Origin of the sequence: Marinigracilibium pacificum, assembly GCF_012926615.1 — a bacterium.
Lineage (GTDB): Bacteria > Bacteroidota > Bacteroidia > Cytophagales > Cyclobacteriaceae > Mangrovivirga > Mangrovivirga pacifica.
The window spans coordinates 102,555-120,407 of record NZ_JABBNU010000004.1 but is presented as its reverse complement, the minus strand read 5'-3'; the positions used below and the strand labels follow the sequence as shown (position 1 = coordinate 120,407).

At 34.2% G+C, this 17,853-nt stretch carries 17 protein-coding genes and 1 tRNA gene; 8 read left to right on the top strand and 10 right to left on the bottom strand.

Annotation, left to right across the window (positions count from 1 at the left end; genetic code table 11):
* The first annotated feature begins 150 nt into the window (after window positions 1-150).
* The 5 genes from HH304_RS07410 to HH304_RS07390 all read left to right on the top strand — a co-directional run bounded on the left by HH304_RS07410 (window position 151) and on the right by HH304_RS07390 (window position 4,096).
* Window positions 151-1,371 carry a bifunctional alpha/beta hydrolase/OsmC family protein gene (locus HH304_RS07410; protein ID WP_169679695.1) on the top strand — a complete coding sequence of 407 codons (1,221 nt, stop codon included), beginning with the start codon at window positions 151-153 and terminating at the stop codon, window positions 1,369-1,371.
* Complete coding sequence (locus HH304_RS07405; RefSeq protein ID WP_169679692.1) at window positions 1,364-2,074, top strand: DUF547 domain-containing protein; 711 nt, start codon at window positions 1,364-1,366, stop codon at window positions 2,072-2,074. Before HH304_RS07410 ends, HH304_RS07405 begins: the two co-directional genes overlap by 8 nt.
* Window positions 2,075-2,211: 137 nt before the next feature.
* Window positions 2,212-2,285: transfer RNA gene (locus HH304_RS07400), tRNA-Arg, on the top strand.
* 212 nt (window positions 2,286-2,497) lie between these two features.
* Window positions 2,498-3,328 carry a hypothetical protein gene (locus tag HH304_RS07395; protein WP_169679689.1) on the top strand — a complete coding sequence of 277 codons (831 nt, stop codon included), beginning with the start codon at window positions 2,498-2,500 and terminating at the stop codon, window positions 3,326-3,328.
* A 312-nt stretch (window positions 3,329-3,640) separates the two neighbouring features.
* Entirely contained in the window at window positions 3,641-4,096 is a 456-nt protein-coding gene (locus HH304_RS07390; RefSeq protein WP_169679686.1) for an outer membrane insertion C- signal, read from the top strand.
* 63 nt (window positions 4,097-4,159) lie between these two features.
* On the opposite strand, the gene HH304_RS07385 is transcribed toward HH304_RS07390, so the two are convergent.
* From HH304_RS07385 to HH304_RS07350, 8 genes are all read right to left on the bottom strand, one after another.
* Window positions 4,160-4,897, bottom strand: coding sequence for an outer membrane lipoprotein-sorting protein (locus tag HH304_RS07385; RefSeq protein WP_169679682.1), 738 nt, complete (start codon window positions 4,895-4,897; stop codon window positions 4,160-4,162).
* Window positions 4,898-4,907: 10 nt separating this feature from the next.
* Window positions 4,908-6,188: an ABC transporter permease gene (locus tag HH304_RS07380; RefSeq protein ID WP_169679679.1), complete on the bottom strand. Its 1,281-nt coding sequence runs from the start codon at window positions 6,186-6,188 to the stop codon at window positions 4,908-4,910.
* Window positions 6,185-7,354, bottom strand: a complete 1,170-nt coding sequence (locus tag HH304_RS07375) for an ABC transporter permease (RefSeq protein WP_169679676.1) — start codon at window positions 7,352-7,354, stop codon at window positions 6,185-6,187. The genes HH304_RS07380 and HH304_RS07375 overlap by 4 nt, the downstream gene beginning before the upstream one ends.
* Before the next feature lie 2 nt (window positions 7,355-7,356).
* Entirely contained in the window at window positions 7,357-8,064 is a 708-nt protein-coding gene (locus tag HH304_RS07370) for an ABC transporter ATP-binding protein (protein WP_169679673.1), read from the bottom strand.
* Window positions 8,065-8,067: 3 nt separating this feature from the next.
* Window positions 8,068-9,195 (bottom strand): hypothetical protein, encoded by a 1,128-nt coding sequence (locus tag HH304_RS07365; RefSeq protein ID WP_271711539.1) that lies wholly within the window; start codon window positions 9,193-9,195, stop codon window positions 8,068-8,070.
* A 93-nt stretch (window positions 9,196-9,288) separates the two neighbouring features.
* On the bottom strand, window positions 9,289-10,005 hold the full coding sequence (locus tag HH304_RS07360) for a DUF3307 domain-containing protein (RefSeq protein WP_169679670.1): 717 nt from the start codon (window positions 10,003-10,005) through the stop codon (window positions 9,289-9,291).
* A complete protein-coding gene (locus HH304_RS07355; protein WP_169679667.1) occupies window positions 10,002-10,616 on the bottom strand; it encodes a transcriptional regulator in 615 nt (204 codons plus the stop codon). Before HH304_RS07355 ends, HH304_RS07360 begins: the two co-directional genes overlap by 4 nt.
* Before the next feature lie 95 nt (window positions 10,617-10,711).
* On the bottom strand, window positions 10,712-11,500 hold the full coding sequence (locus HH304_RS07350) for an FkbM family methyltransferase (RefSeq protein WP_169679664.1): 789 nt from the start codon (window positions 11,498-11,500) through the stop codon (window positions 10,712-10,714).
* A gap of 99 nt (window positions 11,501-11,599) precedes the next feature.
* On the opposite strand from HH304_RS07350, the gene HH304_RS07345 reads away from it, so the two are divergent.
* Together HH304_RS07345 and hemN are read left to right on the top strand one after the other, a co-directional pair.
* Window positions 11,600-11,932 (top strand): hypothetical protein, encoded by a 333-nt coding sequence (locus HH304_RS07345; protein WP_169679661.1) that lies wholly within the window; start codon window positions 11,600-11,602, stop codon window positions 11,930-11,932.
* A gap of 77 nt (window positions 11,933-12,009) precedes the next feature.
* Window positions 12,010-13,374, top strand: coding sequence for an oxygen-independent coproporphyrinogen III oxidase (gene hemN / locus HH304_RS07340; RefSeq protein ID WP_169679658.1), 1,365 nt, complete (start codon window positions 12,010-12,012; stop codon window positions 13,372-13,374).
* 73 nt (window positions 13,375-13,447) lie between these two features.
* Here the strand turns inward: hemN and HH304_RS07335 are convergent, their stop codons facing one another.
* Window positions 13,448-16,228, bottom strand: a complete 2,781-nt coding sequence (locus HH304_RS07335) for a M16 family metallopeptidase (RefSeq protein ID WP_271711538.1) — start codon at window positions 16,226-16,228, stop codon at window positions 13,448-13,450.
* Window positions 16,229-16,559: 331 nt separating this feature from the next.
* On the opposite strand from HH304_RS07335, the gene HH304_RS07330 reads away from it, so the two are divergent.
* Window positions 16,560-16,871: a hypothetical protein gene (locus tag HH304_RS07330; protein ID WP_169679656.1), complete on the top strand. Its 312-nt coding sequence runs from the start codon at window positions 16,560-16,562 to the stop codon at window positions 16,869-16,871.
* Window positions 16,872-17,080: 209 nt separating this feature from the next.
* Here HH304_RS07330 and HH304_RS07325 read toward each other — a convergent pair whose 3' ends face one another.
* The gene (locus HH304_RS07325; protein WP_169679654.1) at window positions 17,081-17,800 is read right to left on the bottom strand and encodes an SIMPL domain-containing protein; all 720 of its coding nucleotides are present in this window, start codon (window positions 17,798-17,800) and stop codon (window positions 17,081-17,083) included.
* Window positions 17,801-17,853 lie beyond the last annotated feature (53 nt).

Genomic DNA, 17,853 nt, shown 5'->3' with positions numbered 1-17,853 from the left:
AAAACAATAATGCTAGGTCTGCGAGCAATCTAAATTATTTGTGTATTAAAAAATCGTAATGTCTTTATTCTGACAAATGAAAAATTTCATCGTGAAAAATGTGTCTTGACATAATTGTATAATTAACTTATTGTTTTAAACCCCGGTTTTATGAAATCACAATATGTAACCTTTGAAAATGCAGATGGAAATGTACTCGCCGCACGATTTACCCGGCCAGTAGGCTCAGCAACTTATCATACTGCTATTTTTGCGCATTGTTTTACCTGTAACAAAAACTTCAAAGCTGTAAAACAAATTGCGGAAGCTATGACTCACAGTGGATTTGGTGTACTTCAAATTGATTTCACCGGGCTCGGATCAAGCAAAGGAAATTTTGAAGACACCGATTTTAGTACAAATATTCAGGATTTGGTTGCCGGTGCTGATTATCTCAGAGAAAATTTTGAAGCACCTTCTGTATTAATTGGACATTCTCTTGGTGGAGCTGCGGTAATCTATGCTGCTGATAAAATTCCTGAAGTAAAAGCTGTGGCAACAATCGGATCTCCTTCTGATCCCGAACATGTGTCTCATTTATTTGAAAATAACATTGATGAAATCATGAAACAGGGATATGCTAAGGTAAACATAGGAGGGAGGCCATTTAATATCAGGAAGGAATTTATTCAGGACCTACAAGATAAACGACTTGATTCTATATTAAAAAAACAAAAGAATAAGGCTTTTCTGTTTCTTCATTCTCCTCAAGATGAAATTGTAGGGATTGACCACGCCAGAAAATTATATGAAGCCGCCCATCATCCTAAAAGCTTTATGAGTCTTGATGGGGCTGATCACCTATTAACAAACAATGAGGATTCACAATATGTGGGTAATGTAATTGGAACATGGGTTAAAAGATATCTTCCACCAAAAGAAAAAGTTATTAAGGGCGATGAAAAGCATATACAGATACGCCTCAATGCCGAAGATGGCTATACTACTGAAATCATTGACAAAAAGCATCGATGGCTGGCTGATGAACCAGAAGATGTTGGTGGAGATGACCTTGGCCCGACTCCGTATGGGTTACTTTCTTCTGCTTTAGGGGCATGTACTGCAATGACAATAAAAATGTATGCCGACCGTAAAGACTGGAGTCTGGAAGAAATCAATGTAGAAATAGAGCACGATAAAACACATGCTGAAGATTGTGATAATAACAAAGAGAAGGGAGCGAAAATTGATTTGTTTAAAAGAAAAATCAAAATAACCGGAAATCTGGATCAGGATCAAATAGGAAGGCTTGGTGAAATTGCAGATAAATGCCCTGTGCATAAAACGCTTTCTACCAAATCAAAAATCGAAACAGAAATTATTAATGAATAATTTAGTAAACCTGAGTATTAAGCTTTTAGATGCTGTGATAGCTAATGATCAGCAAAATATTAATCAGGCAACTCACTCGCTTAAGAATGTTAATCTAAACTCATTAAATGATGATTCTGAAAAGATCAGCTTCTGGATAAATATTTACAATGCTTCATTCATGTTATTACATAGAAAAGATATAGCAAAACCCAAAATTTACAAAGTTGAAGCCATTTATATAGATAAGAAAAGTCTATCTCTTGATGTGATCGAACATCAGATACTAAGAAGAGGTAAGATGAAATATGGTGTAGGTTATATTAATAATCCGGTTTCATTTATTAAATATGGCCAACTTATGCCTTCGAGAGTAGACTACCGGATACACTTTACGCTAAACTGTGGAGCCATTAGTTGCCCACCGATATCTTCCTATTCAAATGAGGATCTAAATGAAAAACTCGATAATGCCAGTATCAACTTTTTAAGAGCAGAAACAAGAGTAGTTGAAAACTTAAATAAAATATATACAACAAGAATATTTCAATGGTACCTAGGTGATTTTGGAGGAATGAAAGGAGTAAGGGAAATTTTGTTTCGATTTGGAATTATCGAAAAAGATAAACTGCATTATAAAATAGAGTTCACCCGATACAACCATGAAGATAGCCCGGATAATATTGCAAAAGACTATTTAAAGGAACATGAATTGACAAATTGAAAAAATATTTTGAAATTTATTTCACTGAAAATCAGAAAGAAGCAAATAACATTAGAAAAATCTTTTGATAAGGGTTTGCCTAAATGCAATAAGGGATTATATTTGCACCGCGAAACACAGAAAAACGCAACACGGAAGGTCTCATAGCTCAACTGGATAGAGCAACTGCCTTCTAAGCAGTAGGTTCCAGGTTCGAGTCCTGGTGGGATCACAAAAAGCCTTAGAAATTAGTTCTAAGGCTTTTTTTTATACCCTTAATAAATACTTTTTCCCTCATATCTCCAACGACTTCTTCAATCTTGGATTTCAATTGAATAAACTTTCATTAACTACTCTGTTAAAATACTGACAATAAATTAGTTAATTTATATAGCAAACCAATCTACATTTACCAAAATGAAAAATATTAACTCAGCCATCCTAATGATAATTTTCATCCTATTGGCAAACACTCTAATAGCTCAATCAGAAAACGATATTGTTTACAAATTAAATGGTGAGGTAATGAAAGGTAAAGTCACTGCAGTCAGTGGCGATATAATTAAATTTGTTTTTGAAGGCGAAGATTTGGAGTATGAAATTAAAAAATCAGAAATAAACAAAATAGCCTTCGCCAGTGGTCGTGAACAAGTTTTTAATGAATCCAGTCAAACCTCGCAAACAACGGCAGCAATGGGGCCGACCTCGACACCGGAATCCAGACGTGGAAAATTGGCAGTATTACCATTCGACATAATTTCAAATGATCCGGGCATTAATCCTGAACAGTATAGCAATCTTGTTCAATCAGAGGCTGCCTCATCTTTCAAGAAAAATACTTCTGGTATCCAAATCCAAGACCCTATGACAACAAATGCTTTGTTGGCTCAACATGGTATTGATTATAACAATATAAAAACCAAAACACCTAAACAAATTGCTGAACTTTTAGGTACTGAATTTGTTGCTTATGGAACAACAACCATTACTAATAAAGGAGCACGATCTTATGGCTCTAACGTAACTACTTATAAAGACAAAGACAGTAGAAGTGATGACCGAAAAGATAGGGAACAAAAAGGTTCAGAAATAACTACCTCATCAACTAGCACAGTCATAGAATACGACGTTAATGTTGGTTTAAAAGTTATTAACGATAATGGCAAAATAGTTTATTCAGAAGATCGAAATGCATTTGGAACAGATATTGACTCTCACAACGCAGCATTAAACTATATGATTAAAAGAACTCCACACGGTTCTAAGCATAAGTAGCACCTTTTTATAGTACATTCACTTCATTAAAGGTATATACTAAATGTATTTAGATTAACAAAATGGGGGAATATCATTAATAAAGTTGAAATTTTCTCTGAGTTGAAAAAAAGAAAAGATATTTCAAAACAAAATGCCTCAATAATCTATTTAGTATAATGTTCTTTTAAAGAAAAGGGCAAAAAAATAATTCCTACGTATAATTATTATTAAAATATGTATGTTTAATATCAAATAATTCATATATTTAATATAGACGTTCCGTTGGGAAAGACAATAAGACACTACACATTCAACAAAAGTTATTTAGTTATGAAAAAAATTCTAATAGGATTAGCATTTGTATTAGGTACGTCCTTTTATGCTGAATGCCAGGAAATAGGTGCCAGGTTTGGTGCGATCAGAAGAAATCATGTTGCATTAGACGCAGTTTTTAAATCTGGAGAGTTTAACAGAATTCACGCCAACGTATCTTTTGGTGATGGAGTAGGTATTGATGTTATTTGGGATTTATTTTATCGCCCGCTGGGAGGTGAGGCGTTTAACTGGTATATGGGTTTTGGACCTTATACAGTTTTAGGTGAAGATCCGTTTGAATTAGGTGCAGTTGGAGAAATAGGTCTAGAATATCGTTTTAATAATATTCCGATTGCTATAGGTGTAGATTGGCGTCCGTACTTCGAAATTATTGAAGACACAGAATTAGATGCAGAAGGGTTTGGATTAAACGTTAGATGGCGTTTTGGAAGTGCAGGAGAGACAAGATAACTAAATTATTTTACCACCACTATACACAAAAGCATGATCGTAACCGTTCATGCTTTTTACTTATTATTTCTTTAAAACAGATTTGTTAAAATACTCTTCAGGAATTTCCTTATTAAAGGATAAATCATCAATTATAAAATCAGTTCCTTCTCCATCTTTAAGCATATCCTTAAAGTTCATCTTAAATGGGAATGTTCTACCATCTACTTCTCTTATATCCGATAGGGTTATTCTCTTAAGTAATTGACCACCTTTTGCATAAAGTTCTTCTTTTAACGGAATATATTTCTCCTGATCAACCCATAACAAACGTTTTTGATATGATACATCTGAGGATTTTGCAATCAACTCGATAACCCAACAAGACCTTGAATCGATTGTCTCTTCCTTAATTATTTTAGGATCGTAGGCATCAAGTAATTTTGTATTATCCATCATATCTTCATATGAAAGATCAGAACCCATAACTGACTGCCTTAACATATGCCCTGATATCTGGATGATTCTATCTGTAGAAGGAGAGTAAATCCACAATTTATCAGAAAGTTTTAACATCTTCGTGCCTTTTTCTCTTTCCGGAGAAAGATAAACTGTATACGTATCCTCTGTTCCTTTTATATAACTTTTTGCAGCAATAATACGCTCGGTTCTCTTGCCTCTGATTACCATTCTTGAAGTTGTAATTCGATTATCAGAAACAAGGTTTTCATCAACCTTTTTCAATATTTCAGCAGCATCAGGGTTGCTAGTTTGAAAACCTGCAATCACTATTAATTTGATTAACAAAAGAATGGTGTACATAATATTAAAATTATAGTTCTAGTTCTTTAAAAAGATCTGCTGTTTGCCTTTTGAATATTCCAACTCCGGATAATAAACTTCCCGAAAGAGTAGCTATAACACCAGGTATGAATCCAATAACAAACAGGAAAGAAGAGACCCTGGCTCTGATTACTGATGACATAATCATTGCATTGTTTGACATCATATCACTAATATCAATCCCATAAGTCTGCAAATACCAAACTCCTGCCAAACCTAATAATGTCCCGGATATTGAACCAATAAGCCCGATTATTAAGGATTCAAGGATAGTTGTCTTGTATATTTTGGTTTTTGACTCACCTAAAGCAAGCCTTATTCCATATTCGCGATACCTTCTTAATCCTCCAAGCAGCCCTGTATTCCATAAAACTATTGACATTGCCAAAATGAAAATACTAATAAAAATTACAGTATAAACATTCACATATTCGAGCATACCACTAAGTTCATTTTGATCCTTTAATGGGATAATAACAGGTGCAAATTCATTGTTTGGATCAATTGAGCTATTGTATAACAAACTCAATTTCTCTGATCTTTCATCATCATAATACCCTGAATGGAAATAACCCAGAATCTCACTTGTAGCATTCTCCATATCAAGCAATGATCTGGCATCAACGATATCCATTATTATTAAGCCCCTGTCCATAGCCTGAATTCCAAAGTTTATTGATCCAACAACTTTATAATTCATCAACGCCATACTTCCAAACATGGTAGACCCAATGAAAGTAACCTGATCGCCAATTTTAACATCTGTTTTTGACATCAATTCTCTGGATAGCAGCACTTCTCCGTAATTTTGTGGAAATCTACCTTCAACAAGCGCAGGTTTAAGATTTAACCTTTCTATATCTCCATTTATACTAGCTGTTTCATTTATTAAATTAATTGCCATTCCGGCAGCAGGTCCCTGTGCCCGGGTCTCACCAGAACTATCCGGAATATCTATTAAACCACCGAATTTTATTCTTTCTACCCACTCTACATCCTTGTAATTCGTTTTTAGAGCTTTTAAGACCGAGTCTGAATCCATTATTGCCAGATCATTAGGGATTTGATCAATATTCTCTAGATAAGGCCGTGTAACCACTTTTAAATGACCTGTCTCGAACCTGGCATTCTGCTCGATAAAATCATTCATAACACCATTGATATAACCACTTAACAACACAGTAATGGCGACGCCAATGGTAACTACGATGATTGGCAGCAAGCTTCTTGAGCGATCTCTTATAATCCCTTTTAGTATAAACCTGATCATTGTATCTTACCTTTAATTGCTGCAACAGGATCCATTTTGGTTATTTGTCTTGTTGGTAAATAGCTGACAATGGTAGATGATATGAATACTGTTACCATCGTGATTATAATTAACCAAAATCCATAAACCGGGTATATTCTTTCGGCTACAGAAAGTCCGAAATCCTGTGAAGAAGCAGGATATCCTATTCCAATTCTACTTATTAAAAACAATAAAGGACCACCATAAAGAGCTCCTAAAATCAAAGCTAAAATACTATAAGCACTACCTTCAAGTGTAAACAAAGCTATTACTGATTGTCTGGTCATACCCAGGGCTATATATGAACCTATTTCACGTTGTCTTCTGAAAACTGACAGTACCTGTGTATCGAAAATTGCCAGGAGTGCAATTCCCATCAACAAGATGTACATAAAGAAACCACTAACTTTCTTTTGACGGATAATTTGATCCAGCTCATTCAACAAGTTACTTTGATCATAAAACTCCCATTCATTTCCAAACTTGTCAGATTTATAGTTGAATTCAGAATCAGCAATAAAATATGTTGCCTTATTTTCGATACTGGTCAGCTTTCTCAAATCATCAATTGACAACCATATTTTTGACTGATCTATTGTAGGCACAGTTGAATTAAATATTTCTACTACTTTTACTTCAGTAGCATCAAATGCACCATTTTTATCACGCCAACGCATAACAACCTCGTCACCTTTTTTCAAATTGGTACTTTTTGCCATTCTTGATCCAATAATTACCGGAATAAAATCATTACTATCAGCAGCTAATTTTTGTGTTGGAATTTTAATAACTTTTTGATCCTTATCAATCCCATATAATAGAACAGGCGTCATTCGTCCGTTAGGGTATAACGTCCCTTGCCTCAATAATACGGGTGTTAAATGTGGATTTTCCTCAATATCAATGCTCCCAAAACTATTTTCCAAAGTAAAAGGATCAAGCGGATCATAATCAGCATGACGTAACTGACCATTACCATATTCCCATTCTATTGTATCCTTTCGGGCTTGTCTGTTCCAACCATCAATTAATCCATTAAAGAAAATTATTATGACGAATGAAAAAGATAGAGCAAAAGCATTCAGAAAGGTTCTCAACCCGGCACCTTTTAAATTTCGGTAGACTATTTTCAGGAGCAGTCGCATTATTACTTCATTTGTTTAATTATCACCTCATCATTCTCAACCACACCGTCATTTAGATGAATTATCCTGTCAAGGTATTTCATTACCTTTTCATCATGAGTAGAAAAAATAAATGTGGTACCTTTTTCTTCATTAAGGTTTTTCATGGTTTGAATTATTGAATGTGCATTTTTTGCATCCAGATTAGCTGTAGGTTCATCTGCAAGCACTATATCCGGCTCTTTAACCATTGCTCTGGCAATTGCCACTCTCTGACCTTCACCACCGGATAATTTGGCCGGGCTCTTGTTAGCCATACTGGCCAATCCAACACTATCAAGGGCTTCCATTACAAGCTTTTTCCTTTCCTGCGCACTTCTTTTCTGGAGTAATAATGCAAACTCAACGTTTTCATATACTGTATAAACAGGAAACAAATTATAAACTTGAAAGATAAATCCTATATGAAAATTCCTTAGTCTGGCTGCTTTCTTATGGCTTAAAGAAGCTATATCCTGTCCTAAAACATTTGCTTTTCCGGAAGTTGGACTATCAAGAGAACCGATGATATTCAATAGTGTTGTTTTCCCTGAACCACTGGGTCCGACAAAACCACTAAATTCACCTTTGTCAAATTGGAGATTTATACCTTTCAACGCATGAAATATAGTTTCTCCATCAACAAAATCTTTTGTAACTGATTCAAGCGATATTATACTTTTATTACTCATTTTTCAATGATTAAAAACGACCAACAATTGAATTCCGGAACCTGAAAATGTCTGGATGAACTCCGTGCTTTCAACAAACGGCTGAGTTTCCGGAGCATAAAACAACATCAGGTAGGTAGTTAATTTGTTAAACTGATGCTCATAACTTAAAAATATGGTGCCATCATTATTACTCCAGTTATAGCTGCTGATTAAACTTAACCGATCAAAATAGGATAGAGGATACCCTAAGTTTAATGCAATGATGCCAAAGTGCTCCTGATAATCAAAATGGCGTTGTCCATAGTTCATAAACATCTGTTCTACAGACATATATAACCCACTACCTAAACTAAATGTGTAATCTACACCAATAGTTCCTAATAGCTGGCTTGTTAGAAAATCCAGGTCTTTATCCATTTGAGAAATTGAACCTTCAAACCAAAGTCCGGGTCCAACATCCCATTTACCATCTACACCAATTCTGTTTTCCGCTGAATTATCCGGCAATTCGGGTAATAGCAAATTATTCGTGTTCGCCTTTCTATGATGATATGACAAAGCAATTTCACCTTTAGAAACAGGGATTTGAATTCTACCGCCATATTCGGGTACATTTTTCTCTGTTCCGGTAACATCAAACCCTCGTCGTCTTTCATTACCAATCAGCATCCAAACCCACAAATTCATATTGTTATTAAAATAATACCTAATCAAACCTCCATATACACCATTTGTCAATGACAGAGGGTCTCTTGGGTCAATTTCATTAAACCATTGTAGAGGTCTTAACATCTGTGCCGAACCAAATTCAATTTTTTGTAATCCCGCCCGTATTTCAAACCTACCTTTGGTGTATCTGGCCCAAATTCGATATGGTCTGATTCTGGAATAATAATCAGGAGACTCTCCGAAATTAAAATTCATTGAGCCGTAAATATTAGCTGAAGCCTCAAAAGCTATACTACTTAGTGAATCAAATGAATGATTATAGTTTAATTCGGGGATATACCTGCCACCAATCAGCCATTTCCTTTCTGCATCTTTGCTATAACTTGAAAATCCTGATAATTGCCCATCAAACTCAGGTTTATCCTGTGATATAATATAAAATGGAAGCATCAACATCAGAAAAACAGATATAAATCTCATCTTAAATTTTACTTGCAGCCTGTAGTTTGCTATTCGTCAAGGTAAAATATAGTGTTGAAGATGAAGATGATTAATGTCATAGTAGAACCTGTATTATAACAAATCAATAAAATACAGATAGCTAATACCTCCGATGATTCCTATCCCAAAGCTTACCAGAGTGCCTATCAACATATATTCAGTAAGTTTTCTGTCTTTAGCTTCTTTAAGGTCTCCAAACCTGAATACAGACTTTGCTGCTAGTAAAAAACCAATTCCTTCCCAATGATTTGTTATAATGAAAATGAAGACAAATAATCTTTCCATTATACCAATATAACGCCCAGCATTAACCAATGAATCATCTGAATCGGAAAAGGAGGATGGAGACCAACTAGCAATAGTAATCTTAACAAATACGGCTCCCATATAAGTCACCATTAGGATAACCATCAGAAAAAGCAACACCGAATTAAGATCATAATCAATTGAAATACTGATATTTACACCAGTTAGCTTAACTATTAAAGTTAATACAGAAATATGTAATACTTGATCTATTATTAAGAGGATAGGAGGTTTAACTTTCCCTTCCAGATATGCTTTAGACAAATCAATACCATAGTGAGTAATTATAATCACCATAGGAATCCACCAGTAGCTCGAATCAATCAAAAGGATGGAGGCTGCTAACACTCCATGTACTAGAACATGAAAATAGAGCCATTTGGATTTAATTTTTCTATTAAGTTTATCTTTTGCCCATAAGCCAGGTTGAAAGACAAAATCACCCAATAAATGGGCGATTAGCAATAAAAGTAATAATGTCATGAGTGTTTTGGTTGTTGATGTAGGGTGTTTTTATAATAATTATCTAATTTAATAATTTGTTCATAACCGGCTCTTCCTAATCTTTCACTTACTCGTCCCTGACCGATATCGAGTATACTCGCCAGATCTTTTTGAGTTGATACTTTTTCTGATAGAAAATAATAAACAGCTTCTGCACTACTTGGTGTCCATTTATCAAATGTCAAACAACCTAATTCAAGCATAAGATTAATGCTATCATCAAAATCATCAAAGGGAGTTTTTATCGCCATAGAAACATTTTTCAGCTCCTTTAACAATCGGCCTGAGTTAATAAAGGCCTCTCCATTTGATTCAGAAATAGAATCTCCACTAAATGTTTTGGATCCAATCCCAAGTGCCAATCGGGTGTCAACTTCTACTTTAAAAAGTAATAGTGACTTGATAACCAACATAGTTTTGATACCCTCCGAAGGATCTACCTCCAACTGAAAACTATCTCCACTAAATATATCCCAATCTTTTGGTGTAATGGCCAATCCAGGAAGCTCATCTTTCAAAACATTCATCCATAATGGGTCACCGAGCATTTTCCCTGATTGAATAATATCACCCGTAATTATACCTGTCATAATAATAATTGAATGCTATTTAATGCTAATATATCTGTTTATAAGCAGATTAACAAATATATCTGTTTTTAAACAGATATTATTAATTATCGGCTCTAGGGAAGATATATTCTTTTTGCATTAATAATGTTTTTATTTAGTGGATTTACAGACACCTCAAAACCACTTTTAATTAGTAATGATTTAACTTCTTCACTAGAAACACCATTATCAGGGTGAGTTTCCAAAACAAATGAATTAACCTTATTGATAGCTCCGGACATAATTATATCTTTCAATACAATCATCTCGGCACCTTCAATATCCATTTTCAGTAAATCGACATCTCTGTTAGAAATTATATCAGTTAAACTCTCTAACCGAACTTTGACTCCTTGATCAACATCACAGACCTTCAAAATACTAGGATTCAAGTAAGGATTACCACCTTCTTTATATAGCACAGTTTCTCCTTTTGATGAACCTAAGGCACAATTGATTAACTTAATATTTTCGAATCCATTAATAGAAACATTTTCCTTCAACATGTTAAAATTCTGTGGATCGGGCTCTATTCCAATGATCTCGCTATCCGGATATCTGGACTTAAAATACAAAATAGAAATTCCGATGTTAGATCCGGCATCAATTATTAATGGGGTATCTACTTGAATTTCATTTGCATAAACTTCCTGGTAAAAAATCTCATTAATCAAGTTAATAAATAAAGGATAGTTAGGGCTCACAACATTTAGCCCCCTGAATTTCACAACAACAGGCTTTTCATTTTTTTTGTTCAGGTAAGAAAGAAAATATAATCTAACTAATTCAGGCATAGATTTGCTGAATGGGGTAGATCTGGAATTCAATGACCTTTTCAATATCTCTTTAAATGAATTGAACATATTTAAGAGTAAATACCTTTCATGCCTAATAAAAATACCAACATAGCATTTTGACAACTAATCAGAAAACATTCTTCACAATAATTGATAAATTGCACTATGGCTGAAATTTCTCAAAAAGACATCAAAGACCTTTCCAGATTGCTAAGAAAAGACCTGGTGATGGATGCTGCACAAATAAATCTACGAAAGCAGTACACGCTGGATAAATTACAGGATATTCTTGCCGACCAGATTGAAAGACTCCTCGATAATGACCCCAATTACCTTGTCAATCTATTATATAGAATCGATGTACCGGAACATCAGTTTAAAAAAGCATTAGAGGCTCCGGGGCTTATGGCCAAATCAGAGCTTCTAGCAAAAATGGTTATTGAAAGGGAATTAAAGAAAATAGAAACTAGAAAACGCTTTTCTCACCTTGCCCAATAAAAATCAGGAAGCCTCCTGACATAGCTCAGTTTATTGATTTAAGACTGTTTATAAGTTTGCATAAGACTTTTAAATCAATGCTGAATAATAAGTTAATAAGGAAATACAACGTAGCAGGGCCGAGATATACTTCATATCCGACAGTTCCATACTGGAATGAAGAAAAATTTAATTCCGAGGAGTATATCAGCAGGCTGAAACAACAGTTTAGAGAAACAAACAATGAGGGTAATGCCATATATATGCACCTCCCTTTTTGTGAATCACTATGCACTTTTTGTGGTTGTAATAAAAGAATAACCAAAAACCACAGCGTTGAATCGCCTTATCTGGAAGCCTTAGCAAAAGAATGGAACCTATATCTTGATGCTCTTGAAGCTAAGCCAAAAATTAACGCTTTACATTTAGGGGGGGGAACACCTACATTCTTTTCACCTCTAAACTTGCATAAATTCCTTTCAGAATGGCTAAAAACAGTTGAATTGGCAGATAAATATGAGTTTAGTTTTGAGGGTCATCCAAATAATACAACCAGAGAGCACCTGGAAGCATTATATGAGCTTGGATTTAAAAGAGTAAGTTATGGTGTTCAGGATCTGGATCATACAGTTCAAGTAGCAATCAACAGGATACAACCACTGGAAAATGTTGTTAGAGCAATCAAAGAGGCAAGAGAAGTTGGATATGAATCAGTTAATGTAGACCTCGTTTATGGATTGCCATTTCAAAAAGTTGAACATGTTGAAAATACCATAAAAGAAATTTCTATCTTAAAACCAGATAGGATAGCCTTTTACAGCTATGCACACGTGCCTTGGATCAAAGGAAACGGACAAAGAAAATTTACAGAAGAAGATCTTCCCGCACCTGAGGTTAAGCGTAAAATGTACGAATACGGAAAAGAGCTACTTTTAAAATATGGCTACATTGAAATAGGCATGGACCATTTTGCCTTACCGGAAGACGAGCTTTCCAAAGCAATGGAAAATGGTGAGCTATTTAGAAACTTCATGGGATATACTGTGGGAACAAGCAAAGTAATGGTTGGGTTGGGAGTATCATCAATCGGAGACTGCTGGACTGGATTTGCTCAAAATGAAAAATCTCTTGAAGATTATTACGAAGCACTTGAAAATAATCGATTACCAATAATGCGAGGTCATTTACTAGGCAGTGAAGATCTAACAATCAGAAAGATAATTCTGGATTTGATGTGTAATTTCAAACATGAATGGGCTGAGGATGACTTCACTACATTAAATTTCGCGAATTTATTATCAAGGCTTAAGCCAATGGTTGATGATCAATTAGTGAAATTGACAGAGAAAGGTATAATGATAACCAGAAAAGGAAGGCCTTTTGTTAGAAATGTTTGCATGGCTTTTGATCTCCGGTTACATAGAAATAAGCCAGAAATGAATTTGTTTTCTTCAACAATTTAATGTTTTACCATACAGTTTAAATGAAAAGGCGATCCACAATTGGATCGCCTTTTTTTATGATGTTATTTGAATGTTATTTACTTGAATTAACAGAAGCTCCTTCTGGTTTCACAGGATTCCCTTCCTGATCTAACACTACAATTTCCTTAAATCCTAGTTTATTCAGGTTTTCTAACACTTTCTCCTTATCTCCAACTATAAACCAGTTGATTTGGTCTTTATTTACAACTTCTTTAGCGAGATTATTAACGGTATTTAATTTTACATTTTTAATCTTATCACTATAAGTTGAATAATAATCTTCTGGTAGATTATAAACAACCTGATCAACGATGGAAGAAGCTACAGAACCATTGGTTTCCCATTGACCTGGTAATTGCAATATAGAGTTATTTAACACTTTGTCTAGTTCCTCAGGAGTTACAGGGTTATCTCCTGAAATACCTGTCATTTCGCTTCTGATTTCCGTAACAGACTCAGCAGTTTTGTCGGTTTGTACCGGCGCATATGAAAGGAAAGCTCTCTGTCCCTTACTATCCTGAATAAAGCCAAAAGCTCCATATGCCCAGTGTTTATCTTCTCGAAGGTTCATGTTTAGTCTTGAAGTAAACTCTCCTCCATAAACATTCATCATTGAAGTAGTAGCAATCTCATCAAGCTTTCCATAACCAGGAATTAACTTTGCTCCAATAATTACAGATTGCTGTGACTCAGGTCTGTCCATTAGATACAACACATTGCTATCATTTACATTTACTTCAGTTAATGTCTTTTCAGGTGTATTACCTTTTTTCCATTTACCCAGATTTGACTCTACAAGATCCACAAGATCATCCATTGAAATATCACCAACTACAACAAGAGTAGCATTATTAGGACGAATCCACTTATCATAAAAATCAATCATGTCATCTCTTTTCAATGCATTAACTGTTTCTTCATAACCCGAACCAGTCAATGGTTGATGATAAGCATGATTTTCAGGGTATAAGTACTTTGGCACAACCCTTAATGCCATCTGGATTGGAGTTGTCTTTTCTCTTTGAATAGTTGCCAATTGCTGTTTTTTTAATCTTTCCAACTCAGTTTCAGGAAAAGCAGGGTTTAATATAACATCTGCATAAACTTCCATACTGGCTTCTAAAGTAGGCTTTAGGGTATTTAGAGATATGTAGCTATTATCAAGGTCACTATACGCACCTATTGACGCGCCTAATCTTTGCAATTTATCGTTAATTTCTAGAGAGGACATATTCTTTGTGCCTTCATCCATCATGCTCATCGCTAATTTGGCTGTTCCTGGTGCTGCAAATTGATCTGAAGCATATCCTGCATCAATAACCATATTCATAACAACAGTTGGCACTCCTTCACGTCTGGCTAGCTTGATTTTTAATCCATTCTTTAACTCCTTAGTTTGAATTGCCGGGAATTTAACTGCACTTACTTCAGTTACTTCTGGCAATTTACTTCTATCAGCTTCTTCGCCAGTAACTGAATACTGTGGAAAAGGCTCGCAAACAATGGTATGACTTCCTTTACTTAACCATTTTTTTGCAGTCTCATGTACCTCTTTAATGGATGCTTCTTCAATATATTTTAACCATGTTTTATAGTATGAAGGATCATCTCCATAAACCTGGTTTTGAGCAAGAATATCAGACTTACCACCAAAACCTCCAATTCTCTCTAATCCTTTAAGGTAATCAGCAAAATATTCTGATTTCACTCTGAAAAGCTCATCTGAAGATGGTCCTTCAGCCAAAAATTTATCAAGAATGACCTCAAGTTCTTTTTCAAGTTCATAAATATCGACACCTGGCTTAGCATTAGCTTGCACGATAAAATTTGAAACTAATTCCTTTTCCCAGTTAAATGCGAAAGATTGGGTAGCTATCTGCTTATTATAAACAAGCTCTTTATAAAGGCGGCTGTTTTTTCCTGATGATAAAATCAATGCTGCTAACTCCAGATTTGCAGCCTCTTTAGTTCCCCATTTGGGAGTATTCCACGCTTTAACAACTCTTGATTCTGCTACTCTGTCCTGATAGTATTCACGTGTATCTGTTTCTCTTATTGGGATATTTTCTTCAGGAACTACCAGGGTAGGACCGGAAGGAATGTTTCCAAAATACTTTGTTACTTTTTTCAAAGCGACCTCAGGAGTGACATCACCTGCAACAACTAAAGTAGCATTAGCCGCTCCATAGTATGATTTAAACCATTCCTGAACATCTTCTAAAGACGCAGCGTTTAAATCTTCCATTTCGCCGATAACAGTCCAGCTATAAGGATGCCCTTTTGGGAACATTGCTTTTACAAGTAAGTCATATTGCTTTCCATATGGCTGATTTTCACCTTGTCTTTTTTCATTTTGTACAACTCCACGTTGCTCATCTAATTTTGCCTGATCTATAGCTCCTAATAAATGTCCCATTCTATCAGACTCTAACCATAATACCTGGTCTAATGATCCTTTAGGGACATTTTGAAAATAATTAGTTCTATCATTATTGGTTGTACCATTTAAATCAGTACTACCAATTCTTTCAAGAACCTGGAAATAATCATCATTGAAATTTTCACTACCATTGAACATTAAATGCTCAAACAAGTGAGCAAATCCACTTTTACCTGGTTTTTCATTTTTACTTCCTACATGATACCATACGTTTACGGCTACAATTGGTGCTTTATGATCTTCATGAACAATCAATGTTAAACCATTGTCCAAAACATATTTGGTATATTCAATAGAAATATCCTCAGGAGTAATTGGTAATTTTTCCTGAGCATTTATACTCGCACAAAGTATAAATAATAGTGCAAAGGTTGATAGAATGTTTTTCATCATAGTATTTAAATTATTGTGTCTATCTAATATATTTAATCTTTATACAAACCAAAATGGTAATTACACCAATGGTATATTAAGGTTATATATGATTGATTTTCTATTTCATAAAAACCAAAACAATAACGTTGATTTTTTTGTTGACAGTATAATTCGATATTATTATAAGCGGAAATAGATAATTACTATAAATTTATGGTTAAAATTATTGTAACCAATTGATAATTAAATCAATATTTATTGGTAACTTCAGATAGATCAATTTATGATCTGCTTTCTAAATCCCACACTTAACATATAACATTACTACATATTTTAATAACACTTCCAAATGAATATAATTAAAAACTATTCTGAACAATTAGAAACTGAAGGAACGTTTCTTAAGGATAAAAAGTCCGGTGAACTAAAGTCTCTTAACGATGTGGTGGGGGAGGATCTAAATAATTATGAGGTAATTAAAGTGGACAAAGCAGTGGTTCTTAATGATGCTGCTCAAAAGCTTTTTGGTAAAGATCTGGACAATATCAATGGAAAAGATTATTACAATCTGCTCAAGATATTCCTATCTTTCAGATCTTCATTAAAACAAAAAGTATATCAACAAGAAAAGAAAATAGGAGTAAAAATAGAGGTCAGATAAATAATCATTCTGAAATAATCAATTACATGTCAAAAAAGAAAGGCTTTAAATTCTCCATTAAAAGAATTAAAGCCTTTATGTATTAATTTTCAATTGATCAATATTTAATTATTAGTGATTTAATTGAATCTTAACAATACGAATAAGAAATTAAGACTAATGATTAAGCAGGACAAATTTCAATTGTTTCCTCAGATAAACATTAATCATTAATTTTTTATTTCAATACTAATAAATACTTTCTCTTTTAAGTTTATTGACTCAGGATTTATCTGATTAGTATTAGTATCACTTTCCATTGCTCCTCTAGCATTAAGCATCATTTGATTAGGCATAGGGATATTATTACTTTCAACCCCATACTTGATCTCAAGAATATTCCCTAAAGAAACACCTGCTGCTTTAGCCATAACTCCTGCTTTTGACATACCATCATTAACAGCCTGCTCTAATAAATTATTCTGTAATTCTTTTCTTTTTTGGTCGCTAAGAGAAAAGAAAATGGATGATTCCGGATTTGAATCAGACTTAGTACCTGTATTGATTAATATGAGAAGCGATTCTTGATTAAACGGGATAGTAACTTTTAAATTCTGACTTCCAACAAACCCACTATCGATGCGAGTTCCCCTGTTATAAATAATATTCCTCTGTATATTAAAAGCAGTAGTCTTAATGTCCTGATCATTGAATTTAGATTTATTCAAATCCTTAACAAGCGTATTAACTCTTTTATTCAATTCATCAACAGTTTCACTATAACTCATATTTTTTGATTGAATTAAGAAGTTCACTGTTACTTCATCCGGAGTTGCCTCAATATCTCCATAACCAATGACTACAATTTTTGATTCAGTCGTTTGACCGATTAGAGTAGTTGAAAGGAATAGTAGTAGTACGACAATTTTAAATATTTTGATTTTCAGCATAATAATCAGTTTTTATCCTAATAAATATTCAATTAAATCCTTAAATTATATAA